The sequence below is a fragment of the Stutzerimonas stutzeri genome (assembly GCF_000219605.1).
GTDB lineage: Bacteria > Pseudomonadota > Gammaproteobacteria > Pseudomonadales > Pseudomonadaceae > Stutzerimonas > Stutzerimonas stutzeri.
Genome location: NC_015740.1, coordinates 2,637,108 through 2,650,050, shown reverse-complemented (window position 1 = coordinate 2,650,050; position 12,943 = coordinate 2,637,108). Strand labels below are relative to the sequence as shown.

Sequence of the window (12,943 nt, the reverse complement as noted above, 5' to 3'; positions counted from 1 at the left end):
GCTAGTCGAAGCTCGGCAGGCTCGGCTTGACGACGGGCTTGTGCGCGGCGGTCCAGGCATCGAAACCACCGGCGATCGATTTCACCTGCAAATAACCCATGTCCTGCAGCGCTACTGCCGCCAGGGCAGCACGTCCGCTGGTCTTGCAGTAGAGGACGATGTTCATGTCCCGCGCGGCGAGTTCCGGGGTGGCGCTCAGCTTGAATTCCAGAACGCCCCGGGGAATGTTCAGCGCACCGTTTATATGGCCTTCGCGGTACTCGTCCGCCTCGCGGACATCGATCAGCACATCCGCTGCCTGAATCGCTGCCTCGGCGTCAGCGAGCGGTATTTCCTGGATGTGGCGCCGGGCCTGTTCGACGAGTTCGTGTGCGTTCTTCATCCTGCGTTCTCCTTGATGCTGGCAAAGCGTTCACGCGGCCGTTCGAGTGCGTGAAAGGTGGTATCCGGGTCCAGTGCAAGCAGCGCCTCGTACTGGCTGATGAAAACCTGGCCGCCGAAGTCAGAGAGGAAATTGCTGTGGCGCAGTCGATCCATGACCGGTCCTTTGACTTCGGACAGATGCAGCTGGATGCCGGCGGCGTGCAGTCGTGCCGTGATGGCCTCTAGGCTCTCCAGCGCACTGGCGTCGATGAGGTTGACGCCGGGACACATCAGCACCAGGTGTTCGGCCTGCGGATGACGGCCGATCAGCTCGGCGATGCGGTCTTCGAGAAAGCGCGCGTTGGGAAAATAGAGGCTTTCGTCGACCCGTACCGAGAGGACGCGGGGGCTCTGCACCACGGCGAAACGCTCGACGTTGCGGAAATGTTCGCTGCCCGGCAGCTGCCCGACCACGGCGATATGTGGCTGGCTGGTGCGCCAGAGAAAGAGCAACAGCGACAGGCCGACACCCAGAAGAATGCCGCTCTCCACACCAATCAGCAGCACGCCGAGCATGGTTGCCGCCATAGCGGCGGCGTCCTGTCGGGAGTAGCGCCATGTGCGCCTGAGTGCGGAGAGGTCCACCAGGCTGAGCACGGCGACGATGATCGTCGCGGCCAGCACTGCGTGAGGCAGGTTGTGGAATAGCGGAGTGAACAGCAGCACGGTAATGCCGATGCCCAGGGCGGTGAGGGCGCCGGCCAGCGGCGTCTGCGCGCCGGCGTCGAAATTGACCACCGAGCGGGCGAAACCGCCGGTCACCGGAAAGCCGCCACTGAGGGCCGCGGCGACATTGGCACCGCCGAGCGCAACCAGTTCCTGATTGGGCTCGATGCGTTCGCGACGCTTGGCTGCCAGGGTTTGCGCCACCGACACCGACTCGACGAAGCCGACCAGGCTGATCAGCACCGCCGCAGGCAACAGCTGCAGAATCAGAGCCGGGTCCAGCATTGGCAGACTCAGCGAGGGCAGGCCGCGCGGTACTTCGCCGACGACCCGCACGCCGACATCGGCAAGCCCGAAGGCGCTGACCGCCGCGATTGCCAGTAGCAGGGCGGCGACCGGGCCGATCTTGGTCAGCGTGCCGGCAATATGCGCGTTCATGCCCAGATGCTGCAGGCAGACGGAGAGCCGGCTGCGGACCAGATAGAGGAATAGCAGGGTGTTGCCACCGATGGCGAGCGTCGGCAGATGCGCCCCAGGCAGCGCCGTGAGCAGCGCGGCAAGCAGCTGCACGGCGTTCTCGCCGTCGATCGAGATGCCGAGGATGTGCTTGAGCTGGCCGAGGGCGATGAGAATCCCCGACGCGCTGATGAAGCCGGAAATCACCGGATGGCTGAGGAAGTTCGCCAGGAAGCCCAGGCGCAGCGCCGCCATGAGCAGCAGCACCGCGCCGGAAAGCAGCGCCAGCAACATGGCCGCTGCGGCGTATTCCGCGCTGCCCGGGGCGAACAGCGGCCCGAGAGCGGCGGCGGTCATCAGCGAAACCACCGCTACCGGGCCGACCGCCAGGGTGCGGCTGGTGCCGAACAGCGTATAGGCGATCAGTGGCAGCATGCTGGCGTACAGGCCGGTCACCGGCGGCAGGCCGGCGAGCATGGCGTAGGCCAGGCTCTGCGGGATCAGCATCAATGTCACGATCAGTGCGGCCAGACCGTCCTTCGTCGCGGCCGCGCGATCGTAGTGCCTGGCCCACGCCAGCATGGGTAGATAGCGGGCCAGGCGCTGCTTCATCCCTTCTTCTCCTGGGTGAAGTCGCAGGCGTTGCGTGCCTCGGTCGAGCGCGGTTCGAAGTCCAGATGCTTCGGTTCGGCCAGCCATTCATGCCCCTTGAGCATCATGTCGAAGTAGATCGAGGGCATCCATTGCGTCTTCAGCTTCCAGGCCAGCCGCCGCGGCACCTTCGGGTCGAGGGGGAAGGTCGGCAGCAGCTTTCCGCCGTAGCCGAACTCGGCGAGGATCACCTTGCCGTACTCGACGGTCAGCGGGCAGGAACCGTAGCCGTCGTAGAGCGCCCGCGGGCCGCTGCCCTTGAGTACGCTCAACACGTTCTCGGCGACCACCGGTGCCTGCTTGCGGACCGCCGCGGCGGTCTTCGCGTTGGGCGCGGAGCAGACGTCGCCAAGGCTGAAGATATTGCCGAAGCGCGGATGCCGCAGCGTCTCGTGCTCGGCCTCGAACCAGCCGTCGGCGTTGGCCAGGGCGCTGTGGCGGATGAAGTCCGGTGCGTGCTGCGGCGGCACCAGGTGCAGCAGATCGAAGTCCCGCTCCACCGTGCTGTGCTGTCCGGCGCCGTCGGTGACCTTGAACCAGGCCTTGTGCGCGGGCCCGTCCACCGCCACCAGGGAGTGGTTGAAGTTCAGTCGGGCACCGTAACGTTCGACGTACTGCATCAGCGCGGGTACGAAGTCGGCAACGCCGAACAGCACTGCACCGGCCGAGCAGAAGTCGACCTCGATATCCTTCAGTACGCCGTGCTGGCGCCAGTGATCGCAGGACAGGTACATGGCCTTCTGCGGTGCGCCGGCACACTTGATCGGCATGGGTGGCTGGGTGAACAGCGCCTTGCCGCCGCGCAGGTTCTGCACCAGCTGCCAGGTGTAGGGTGCGAGCTCGAAGGCGTAGTTGGAGGTCACGCCGAACTTGCCGAGGCTGTCGCGGGCGCCTTCGATGGCGTCCCAGTCGAGGCTTAGGCCCGGGCAGACCACCAGGGCACGATAGCCGATGCGGCTGCCGTCCTCGAGGACCACCTGCTGGTGCTCGGGTTCGAAGGCCTCTGCGGCTGCGCGAATCCACTGTGCCCTGGACGGAATGCAGCGGCTCATCGCGCGCTCGGTATTGGCACGGTCGAACACGCCGGCCCCCACCAGCGTCCAGCCGGGCTGGTAGTAGTGCTGGTCACGCGGTTCGATGAGGGCGATGCGCAGTTCGGGGTCGCGCTTGAGCAGGCTGGCAGTCACTGCGCAGCCGGCCGCGCCAGCGCCGATCACCAGAACGTCGTAACGCGGTGTGGCGGCAAAGGTCGAGGCGGCCGGAAGCGGCTGGTCGATGATCGACTGCCAGTACTGCTGCATGCGCGGCAGCAGGCCGCTGAGGTCGTAGCTTGCCTGCTGGGCAGTTTGCAGCAGCACCTGTGGGTCGAGATGGTGTGCCTCGGCCAGCGCCCAGAGTGAGGCAGAACGGGTACCGGTGCGACAGAAGGCCAAGGCCGGGCCCTTGATCCGTTCCAGCAGTGCTCGGAAGGCCGCAACGTCAGCTTCGGTGATCTGTCCGGATTCCACGGGGAGATGGTGATACTCCAGGCCGGACGCCTCGGCAGCGGCGCGCATGGCCTCGCTCGACGGCTGGCCCTCGCCCTCATTGTCCGGACGGTTGTTGATGACGCAGCGGAAGCCATTGCTGGCCAGCAGTGCCATGTCGGCCGGTTGCAGCTGGGCCGCGACGGAGAGAAAAGGGGTCAGTCGTTTTATTGTTTGCATGTCGACGTCCTCCGCATTCGGGGGTTACAGCACGTCCAGGGGGATCTTCAGGTAGCCCGTCCCGTTGCTTTCGGGCTCGGGCAGTTCGCCGCCGCGCATGTTGATCTGCACCGAAGGCAGGATCAGGGTGGGCATGCCCAGCGTGGCATCGCGTGCGGTGCGCATGGCGACGAACTGCTCCTCGCTGATACCGCTGTGGATATGCACGTTGTGCTCGCGCTCGGCGGCGATGGTGGTCTCGTAGAGAAACTCCTCACGCCCGGGCGCCTTGTAGTCATGGCACATGAACACCCGGGTCTCGTCTGGCAGGGTGAACAGCTTCTGGATCGACTGGTACAGGGTGCGCGCGTCGCCGCCGGGAAAATCGCAGCGGGCGGTGCCGTAGTCGGGCATGAACAGGGTGTCACCGACGAAGGCGGCGTCACCGATGACGTAGGTCATGCAGGCCGGGGTGTGGCCCGGGGTGTGGAGGGCGCGGGCCTGCACGTTGCCAACCTGGAAGCGGTCGCCGTCGTGGAACAGGTGATCGAACTGACGGCCATCGGTGGCGAACCCGCTGCCTGCGTTGAACAGCTTGCCGAAGGTGTCCTGCACCACGGTGATGCGATCACCGATCGCCAGTTTGCCGCCCAGGTGCTGCTTGAGATAGGGCGCCGCGCTCAGATGGTCGGCATGCACATGGGTTTCCAGCAGCCACTGCACCCGCAGGTCCTGGTTGCGCACGTAGTCGACCAGGTGCTGCGCGCTTGCATGGGAGGTGCGGCCGGATGCCGGGTCGTAGTCCAGCACCGAGTCGATCACCGCACACTGGCGCGTTTCCGGGTCGCTGACCACGTAGCTGTAGGTAAAGGTCGCGGGATCGAAGAAGGCTTCGACGTGGGCATTCATGGCGCGGGGCTCCTCTTCAGATTAATACCGGTGGGGGTATCTGTCCGGAGAGATCTTAGCCCTGAATTAGGTTATATGCTTAGATTTATTGGTTATTAGTGAAAGCCGCGAAATTCGTCCGGACGACCCGGCACAACGGCTCGCTGGGGCTGCCGCTGAGTTCAGCTTGCAAGCGGGTTGGCGGCATCGCTGACGATGCGGCCGTCGACCAGCTGGATGGTGCGCTCGCAGTCTGCGGCGAGTCGCGGATCGTGAGTGACAACCAGGATGGCGCAGCCGAACTGGGCGTTCAGGCGGTGGAACAGCTCGAACACGCTTTGCGCGGTGCGCGTATCGAGATTGCCGGTCGGCTCGTCTGCCAGCAGCAGCGGTGGACGGGTCACCAGCGCACGGGCAATGGCGACCCGCTGCTGCTGGCCACCAGAGATCTGCGTGGGTTTCTTGTCGGCGAACGGGCCGAGGCCGACCTCCTCGAGCAGGGCGCGCGCCAGGTCGGTCTCCGCCCGGGAGGGTTTGCCGTGGCGGATCATCAGCGGCATCAGCACGTTCTCCAGCACGCTGAACGCCGAGATCAGGTGATGGAACTGAAACACGAAGCCGATCGCCTGATTGCGCAGCTGCGTGCGCGCTTCGTCGTCGCTGTCGCGTGTCGCCTGGCCGAGTACATACAGCTCGCCGGAGCTGGGCGTATCCAGCAGGCCGATCAGGTTCAGCAGAGTGCTCTTGCCGGAGCCGGACGGGCCGACCAGCGCGGCCAGCTCGCCGCGCCGAAGCTGCAGGTCGATGCCGTGCAGCACTTCGGTCTCCAGGGGTGTGCCGATGTTGAAGGCCTTGCGCACCTGTTCCAGGCGCAGGACTTCCTCGGCAGGGGCCATTGGTGCGCGTTCACACATAGCGGATCGCCACCGCCGGGTCGTAACGCGCCGCACGTCGCGCGGGCATCGCCGCCGCCAGCACGCCGGTGACCGTCGCCACCAGCATGGCCAGCGGCACCAGCGTGGGGTCGACCGGAATGATGAACAGCCGCGGGCCGAACAGGTTGAACACCTGCACCAGTCCCCAGCCGACCAGCCCGCCGCAGGCCGAGCCGAGCAGCCCGAGTAGCCCGCCCTGCAGCAGGAATACGCGCAGGATCTGCCCGCGCGGGCTGCCCATGGCGCGCAGGATGCCGATCTCGCGGGTACGCTGGACCACACTCACGGCCAGTACGCTGGCGATGCCGAAGGCCACCGAGATGCCGACGAACGCACGGATCATCTCGGTGGTCATGCTTTGCGAGCTGAGCGCGTTGAGCAGCTGGCCGTTGGTTTCCATCCAGCTTTCGGCGCGTAACCCGGTCAGGCGCGCCAGGCGCCTGGCAACTTCGTCGGCCTGGAAGATTTCGGCGACCGTGGTATCGATCACTGTCACGCCGCCGGGCAGGTCGAGCAGCGTCTGCGCCTGCTTGAGGTCGAGATAGACGTAGCGCGCGTCCAGCTCGCGCACGCCCAGCTCGAAGATGCCGGCGATGTCGACGACCGCTTCGCGGCCTTCGCCGGCATCCAGGCGCAGCTTGTCGCCGATGCCCAGGCCGAGGTCGCGGGCCAGCTCCTTGCCGATCACTGCGTTGCCCGCACCCACCAGGAAGCGGCCGGCGATCAGGTCGTCGGCCAGCGGGATGATGCGCTGATAACGCGGTGGATCGATGCCCAGCAGCGCCACGGAGGCCCGGGCGACGCCGCGCCGGGCAATGGCCGGGCCGCTGATCACCGGCGACACCGCGAGAATCTGCACGTCCTGGTCGAGGACGTCACGCACGTCCCGCCAGTTGATGATCGAACGCAGACGCTGGGCGCGCGGGCTTTCCAATACCAGCGACCAACTGTCGGCGGCGGCTGGAAGCGTGCGGTTGACCTCGTCCGGGGGCAGGATGCGGATGTGGGCCTGGGTGCCGAGGGTTCGTTGGATGACGTTGGCCTGCAAGCCGGTGATCAGGGCGGTAATGAAGACGATCACCGCCGAACCGACGGCGATGCCGAAGGTGATCAGCAGTGTCTGCATGCGGTTGTCCAGCAGGAAGCGCAGGGCGATCTTCCATTCGATCCACAGCGAGTCGGCCAGGCGCATGCGCTCAGTCCTGGCTGCCGCTGGGGATGGGTTGTACGCGCGGCCGCACGCGCTGACCTTCTTCGGCGTCGCCGATCAGCACCAGATCGCCGGCCTCCAGCCCCTCGCTGATCTCGCTGAGCGCCGTGCCCAGCATTCCCAGTCGCACACCGACGCGCTCGACCACGCCATCGCGCACCCGTAGCACCTGGGCGCGCGACCCGTCGCGGGCGCGCAGCGCATCATTGGGCAGCACCAGTGCCTGCTCGCGCCGGCCTGTCTCGATGTTCACCGACACCGTCATGCCCTGGCGGAGAAAGGCTGCTGGCTCCTGCAGGTCCAGATGGACATCAATGGTACCGCGCGCCGTGTCCACGCTCGGTGCGATGAAGCTCACCTTCGCCGTCAGCACGCGGTCCGGATAGGCGTCGGCGATGATCCGGGCGCTCTGTCCGTGCTCGATCGGTGCCAGGCTCTTCTCGTCGAGGGGCAAGAGGATTTCGCTGCTGCCGGAGCGGGCGATGGTCAGCAGTGTGCGGCCCGGCTGAACCAGGTCGCCCGGCTCAACGTCGCGCGACTGAACGATGCCGTCGACCTGGGCGTGAATACGGGTTCGGGCCAGGTTCGCACGGGCGACCTCCAGACGCTGCCGCAGGACCTGTTCCTCGCTGCCACCTTCGGCCAGCGCTGTGGCGGCGAAGCGGGCGCGATCACGCACCACGCGTGCGGTCAGCTCCGCGCGGCGCGCCTGCTCCAGCGGCTCGGAAGCCAGCAGCTTGCGCTCGAACAGCGTTTCGCGGCGCTGCAGTTCGCGGCTGGCCTGTTCCAGATTGTGTTGTGCCTCGCGCAGGGTGGCCTGCGCCTGCGGTCGAGTGGAATCGATGAGCTGCTGCAGCGCCGCTTCGGCCTCGCGCAGGCGCGCGCGCTGTTCGTCGTCGCGCAGTTCCAGCAGCAGATCGCCGGCGTTCACCGCGTCGCCTTCCCGCACATGGCGTGCAGCAACCACGCCGGTGATTTCGCTGCCGACCTGCGCCAGCGACTGGCTGTCCACTTCACCACTGGCCACCACGCGCTGCACCAGTGGGCGAGCTTCCAGGCGGTAGGCCGGCAGTTCCGGGCCCTGCAGCTGGCGCCAGATCAGCCAGCCGCCAATCGCCAGTAGCGCAATGGCCAGGATAACTACACGGCGGATGGATCTTACGGCAGGCACGACGGACCACTCCCTGATACGGCCCGTGACGGCCATCGAAACGGTGCAAGCTTACGGACATCCTCGGCGTGCTTACAACGCGCGCTGCAAGCGACACGATGCCCTGCGCCTATCGTAACCATAGCCTCTGGCATGGGGCAGGGCGGAGTACACTGGGGCTCCCGCATCGAGGATCCCGAATATCATGGCGTCCACCGTCCAGAGCCCTGCTGCCACCCTGCGTTCCGCCTGGCTTGCGCAAGCCCAGGCCAATCCCTGGATCACCATCGGCCTGGCCGCAACGGCAGTCGCCGTCCTGCTGCTGTTGCTGGCCGGAGCGGTCAACGCATTCCAGAGCAGCGCGGCGAGCAACGTTCGCTACGCGTTGCTGGGAGGCAGCGCCGGGTTTGTTGCGACGGCGGTCGGCGCCTTTCTGGCGATCGGGCTGCGCGACATTTCCACCCGCACCCAGGACAGCATGCTCGGCTTCGCCGCAGGCATGATGCTTGCGGCGAGTGCCTTTTCGCTGATTCTGCCGGGGCTCGCAGCGGGCCGTGAGCTGTTCGGCAACGGTCCGGCCGCTGCCGCGACCGTTGTGGCCGGTCTCGGTCTGGGCGTGCTGCTGATGCTGGGGCTGGACTACTTCACGCCCCACGAACACGAGAGCACCGGGCCGTGTGGGCCTGAATGCGAACGTCTGAACCGGGTCTGGCTATTCGTGCTCGCCATTGCGCTGCACAACATTCCCGAAGGCATGGCCATCGGCGTCAGTTTCGCCAACGGCGACATGAGCGTTGGTCTGCCGCTGACCACCGCCATATCCATCCAGGACATTCCCGAAGGCCTCGCGGTGGCTTTGGCACTGCGCACCACCGGGCTGTCGGCGCTGGCGTCGGTGCTGGTCGCTGCGGCGTCCGGGTTGATGGAACCGATCGGGGCACTGGTGGGCATCGGCATGTCCAGCGGTTTCGCCATCGCCTATCCCGTCAGCCTGGGCCTGGCCGCCGGCGCAATGATCTTCGTGGTATCCCACGAGGTGATTCCCGAGACTCACCGCAACGGCCATCAGACCCCGGCGACGCTCGGCCTGATGGTTGGCTTCGCGGTCATGATGTTCCTGGATACCGCGTTGGGCTGATGCCTCAGGGTTTGTCCGGCTCGGTCTGCATCACCAGCTCGACGCGGCGGTTGCTGGCGCGTCCGCGCTCGTCAGCATTGTCGGCGAGCGGTCGGGTGTCGGCGTAGCCGGTGGCACTCAGGCGCGTCGCTTCGATGCCTGCCAGCTGCAGGTAGCGCACCACGCTGCTGGCGCGGCTGGCGGAAAGCTCCCAGTTGGAAGGAAAGCGCTCGGTCTGGATCGGCAGGTTGTCGGTATGCCCTTCAACGACGATGCGAAAGGCGTTCGCCGCCAGCGTCGGCACCAATCGGTCGATCACTTCCAGCCCGGCGTCCTCCAGTTCGGCTCGTCCGGAGCCGAAGAGTATCTCGCTGCTGATGCGGAAGCTGATGCTGCCTTCGTTGACGATGACCTGGATGTCATCGCCCAGCGCCATGCCTGGCGTCGTCGGCATGCTCTCTTGCGGGTCATCCGGTTGCGCATCGGCGGCGGGCGTCGGCACTGGTGCGATCGATGGAATCGGTGCGGCGGGAGCCGGCAGCGCCACGCCCAGTTCCCCGGCCGCGAGCATGGCCGAGGCGGCGGGGTCGTTCTGCTCGCCGTCGCCCTTGCCGGCCAGCGCGAGCATGATCACCAGCATCACCAGCAGCAGCGTCAGCATATCCAGATAGGTGATCAGCCAGGCTTCCTGCTCTTCTTCCCGCTGCGGCTCGATATGCCAGCGGGAGAAGCGGCTGCCCTGGGATGCTTGCCCGTTCACCGTCAGTCTTCCTGCGGTCTGACGCGCGGCGCCGCAGGCGTACCGTCGCGGATTTCATCGTCGTGGTGGGCGATGAACGATTTCAGCGTCTCGCGCATGTACGCCGGGCTACGGCGGTTGCACATCATCGAGATGCCTTGCATCACCAGGTTCATCAGGGCGACCCGCTGCTCGGTACGCCGCTCCAGCTTCACCGCCACCGGCTTGAGAATGAGATTGGCCAGCAGCACACCGTAGAAGGTGGTCATCAGCGCAACGGCCAGGCTGCGACCGATCAGGTCCATGTCACCGCTGCCGAGCATGAACATCAGGTTGATCAGGCCCACCAGCGTGCCGATCATGCCGAACGCTGGCGCGTAGCTGGCCATCGCGCGGAACAGCTGCGCCTCGGCGTTCTCCCGTGCGCGTAGCCGGGCGATCCGCCATTGCAGCACCTCCAGAATGTCCTCCTCCGGGGTGTTGTCGATCACCAGCTGCACGCCGGTACGCAGGAAAGGATTGCTGACCTGCTCGACAGCCTTTTCCACCGCGGGCAGATCGCCGCTGATCCACAGCCGCGAAATCTGCACCAGCTCGTCGAGATCCTGACGGGTGTACAGTCGCTCGTTGCGCAGCACGGTCCAGAGCAAACCGAATACCCGAGTGACTTCGCGCAACGGATAACTGATGAAGGTGGCAGCCAGAGTGCCGACCAGCACGATGCCGAGGCTGGGCAGGTCGATGAAGAGCGCCGGTTCCTTGGCCGCGAAAAGCAGGACGACCGCCAGCAGGCCGATGCTCGCGACGATGCCGATCAGGGTGGAGGGGTTCATCGGGGCTCCGCTGAGAGGGTTGTTGCAGAAAACGCGGGATGATAACAGCGGGCCCGGGGGCAGGGCTGACCTGGATCAGGACCGGGTCAGCCATCCATCGTCAGAGGTTTTCCAGCAGCCGCCGGGCGGCTTCCTGGCCGCTGAGCCAGGCGCCTTCCACCCGGCCGGACAGGCACCAGTCGCCACAGGCGTACAAGCCCAGGCCGGCGTCGGCCAGGGCAGTCCATTCGTGGGCCTGTGCCGGGCGGGCATACAGCCAGCGGTGCGCCAGGGTGAACTCGGGGGCTGGTACAACGCAGTCGATCAACTCCGCGAAGGCGCCGTGCAGGCGCTCGATCACCGCCTCCTTCGACAGATCCAGGTGCTGACGGCTCCAGCTGCTGGTGGCGTGCAGTACCCAGGTGTCCAGCGCGCCATCGCGCCCCGGCTTGCTGCGATTACGCGCGATCCAGTCCAGGGCGTCATCCTGGACGAAGCAGCCTTCCAGCGCCGTGCCCAGCGGTGTGGCGAAGCCCAGGGCGACGGCCCAGGTCGGCTCCATGGCAACGCTGGCGGCGACCGCCGCGAGTTTCGGCGCGCCAGAGAGCAGCGCGGCGGCCTGCGGCGCCGGCAGGGCGATGACGACATGGCTGAAGGGCCCATGGCTGGCGCCGGTGGCGTCCACCAGCGTCCAGTACTGTTCGCCACGGAACACTTCGGTGATGCGACAGCTGAAGGTGACCGGCATTTCGCCGAGCAACCCGCGGGTGATCGCGCTCATGGTCGGGGTGCCGACCCAGCGCAGCTGCTCGTCGGCAGAGGGGCTCAGCTGCCCGTCGCGGGACTGGAACAGGGTGGGCGTCCACTGATCCACCCAGCCCCCGGCCTGCCACTGGCGCACGGTTTCGGCGAAACGGCGGTCACGTGCCGTGAAGTACTGCGCGCCGAGGTCGAGTGAGCCGGCGTCGCTGCGCTTGCTGGCCATGCGACCGCCGCTGCCGCGGCTCTTGTCAAAAAGGTGTACGGCCTGCCCGGCATCGTGAAGCGTGCGGGCGGCGGAAAGTCCTGCGATTCCGGTTCCGATGATGGCGATTGGAGCCTTGCTCATGATTACCTCGTGTGCTGTTGCCATCAGCCGCACAGGCGAAGCGCCGCGCAGCACGTTTTCATGACAAGCGTTCGATCGCTTGAGCCTGCTCATCCTCGAACAGACATCGTCCTTTGGCTAGAGGCTTTCGACGCAATGCGACATCCCGGTCGCCGGTTTCGGCAGTTGCTGACCAGCGGTCGGTGCCTCGGGCTGTTCAGCGCAATTCCGCCCAGGCTCAGTCTGTGGTTGTAAGTTGCTGATAAGCCGGTACAATGGCGCCGCTCGCCGCCAGGCGGGTTTCGTTATGGTGGGCCCTGCCGGTCCCCTCGCAACGATCAGCCGTGAACCCGGTCAGGCCCGGAAGGGAGCAGCCGCAGCGGTGACATCGTGTGCCGGGGTGTGGCTGGTAGGGTTCACCTCCATAACATATCTCCTTGATTTCTAACGGTTTTTCGCTCTGATCACGCCAGTGATCCATAGGGTGATCCACCGTGTCTTCCGTCCCTTCCTACCTCTGGTTATCCCGACACTCGATCTTCTATTTCAGGATTGTGGTGCCTGGAGTTCTGCGTCCGCTTTTCCCTTGTTCCGAGATCCGCCGTTCGCTGCAGACACGCTGCAAGCGTGAAGCCTTGATCCGTGGGCGCGAATTGCTCCTGCAGGTTCAGAAGCTCTACACCCAGGCATTCCAAGGCATTCGGCCATCCCTCGACTCCCTGCGTGGTGCCTGGGAGGCGGGCGGTAAGCGAGTTGCTAGTTGGGCTGCATGGCTCCGTCAGCAGCAATTGGTTGCGCTTGCGGAGAAGCCGTCGGATCAAGGGGAGGGAGGCAGGGTGAGAGGGCCGCAGAAGCCCCGGAGTGCCGTTTCAAGAGCCAAACGAGAGCAGTCGGATAGGCTGGTAGCGGATGCACCTAGCATGCGGATTCCACGGTCATCTGGCCACCCATTCCATGAGCATCTGACCACCGATTCCACGGTGATCCGGCCACCCATTCCACGCGTATCCGACCACTGATTCCACGGCCATCCGGCCACCCAACCGGGTAGGCAGCTACGCAGGATTTCTTCACTACCATCGACCTCTTTTTCGAAGCAGAGAGGTCGTCGTGGAGCGTTTATC

Annotated in this window: 12 protein-coding genes and 1 other RNA gene; 3 read left to right on the top strand and 10 right to left on the bottom strand. The window is 65.8% G+C overall.

What is annotated here, in order from left to right:
* Position 1 precedes the first annotated feature (1 nt).
* From PSTAB_RS12175 to PSTAB_RS12145, 7 genes are all read right to left on the bottom strand, one after another.
* Positions 2-382: a rhodanese-like domain-containing protein gene (locus tag PSTAB_RS12175; protein ID WP_011913639.1), complete on the bottom strand. Its 381-nt coding sequence runs from the start codon at positions 380-382 to the stop codon at positions 2-4.
* On the bottom strand, positions 379-2,157 hold the full coding sequence (locus PSTAB_RS12170) for a SulP family inorganic anion transporter (RefSeq protein WP_013983145.1): 1,779 nt from the start codon (positions 2,155-2,157) through the stop codon (positions 379-381). Before PSTAB_RS12170 ends, PSTAB_RS12175 begins: the two co-directional genes overlap by 4 nt.
* On the bottom strand, positions 2,154-3,902 hold the full coding sequence (locus PSTAB_RS12165; protein ID WP_013983144.1) for a bifunctional protein tyrosine phosphatase family protein/NAD(P)/FAD-dependent oxidoreductase: 1,749 nt from the start codon (positions 3,900-3,902) through the stop codon (positions 2,154-2,156). Before PSTAB_RS12165 ends, PSTAB_RS12170 begins: the two co-directional genes overlap by 4 nt.
* A gap of 24 nt (positions 3,903-3,926) precedes the next feature.
* A complete protein-coding gene (locus PSTAB_RS12160; RefSeq protein WP_013983143.1) occupies positions 3,927-4,790 on the bottom strand; it encodes an MBL fold metallo-hydrolase in 864 nt (287 codons plus the stop codon).
* A 161-nt stretch (positions 4,791-4,951) separates the two neighbouring features.
* Entirely contained in the window at positions 4,952-5,665 is a 714-nt protein-coding gene (locus PSTAB_RS12155; protein WP_013983142.1) for an ABC transporter ATP-binding protein, read from the bottom strand.
* Positions 5,666-5,675: 10 nt separating this feature from the next.
* A complete protein-coding gene (locus tag PSTAB_RS12150) occupies positions 5,676-6,896 on the bottom strand; it encodes an ABC transporter permease (RefSeq protein WP_013983141.1) in 1,221 nt (406 codons plus the stop codon).
* Between the two features lie 4 nt (positions 6,897-6,900).
* Positions 6,901-8,085 (bottom strand): efflux RND transporter periplasmic adaptor subunit, encoded by a 1,185-nt coding sequence (locus PSTAB_RS12145; RefSeq protein ID WP_013983140.1) that lies wholly within the window; start codon positions 8,083-8,085, stop codon positions 6,901-6,903.
* Positions 8,086-8,269: 184 nt separating this feature from the next.
* On the opposite strand from PSTAB_RS12145, the gene PSTAB_RS12140 reads away from it, so the two are divergent.
* The gene (locus PSTAB_RS12140; protein WP_013983139.1) at positions 8,270-9,202 is read left to right on the top strand and encodes a ZIP family metal transporter; all 933 of its coding nucleotides are present in this window, start codon (positions 8,270-8,272) and stop codon (positions 9,200-9,202) included.
* A 4-nt stretch (positions 9,203-9,206) separates the two neighbouring features.
* On the opposite strand, the gene PSTAB_RS12135 is transcribed toward PSTAB_RS12140, so the two are convergent.
* From PSTAB_RS12135 to PSTAB_RS12125, 3 genes are all read right to left on the bottom strand, one after another.
* Positions 9,207-9,941: an OmpA/MotB family protein gene (locus PSTAB_RS12135; RefSeq protein WP_013983138.1), complete on the bottom strand. Its 735-nt coding sequence runs from the start codon at positions 9,939-9,941 to the stop codon at positions 9,207-9,209.
* Positions 9,942-9,943: 2 nt separating this feature from the next.
* Positions 9,944-10,753: a motility protein A gene (locus PSTAB_RS12130; RefSeq protein ID WP_011913630.1), complete on the bottom strand. Its 810-nt coding sequence runs from the start codon at positions 10,751-10,753 to the stop codon at positions 9,944-9,946.
* A 100-nt stretch (positions 10,754-10,853) separates the two neighbouring features.
* Positions 10,854-11,840 carry an NAD(P)/FAD-dependent oxidoreductase gene (locus PSTAB_RS12125; protein ID WP_041771755.1) on the bottom strand — a complete coding sequence of 329 codons (987 nt, stop codon included), beginning with the start codon at positions 11,838-11,840 and terminating at the stop codon, positions 10,854-10,856.
* 297 nt (positions 11,841-12,137) lie between these two features.
* Between PSTAB_RS12125 and ffs the strand changes: the two genes are divergently transcribed.
* Positions 12,138-12,234: signal recognition particle sRNA small type (ffs, locus tag PSTAB_RS20970), an RNA gene on the top strand.
* 79 nt (positions 12,235-12,313) lie between these two features.
* Positions 12,314-12,838 (top strand): DUF6538 domain-containing protein, encoded by a 525-nt coding sequence (locus PSTAB_RS22090; protein WP_335324172.1) that lies wholly within the window; start codon positions 12,314-12,316, stop codon positions 12,836-12,838.
* Positions 12,839-12,943: the final 105 nt, after the last annotated feature.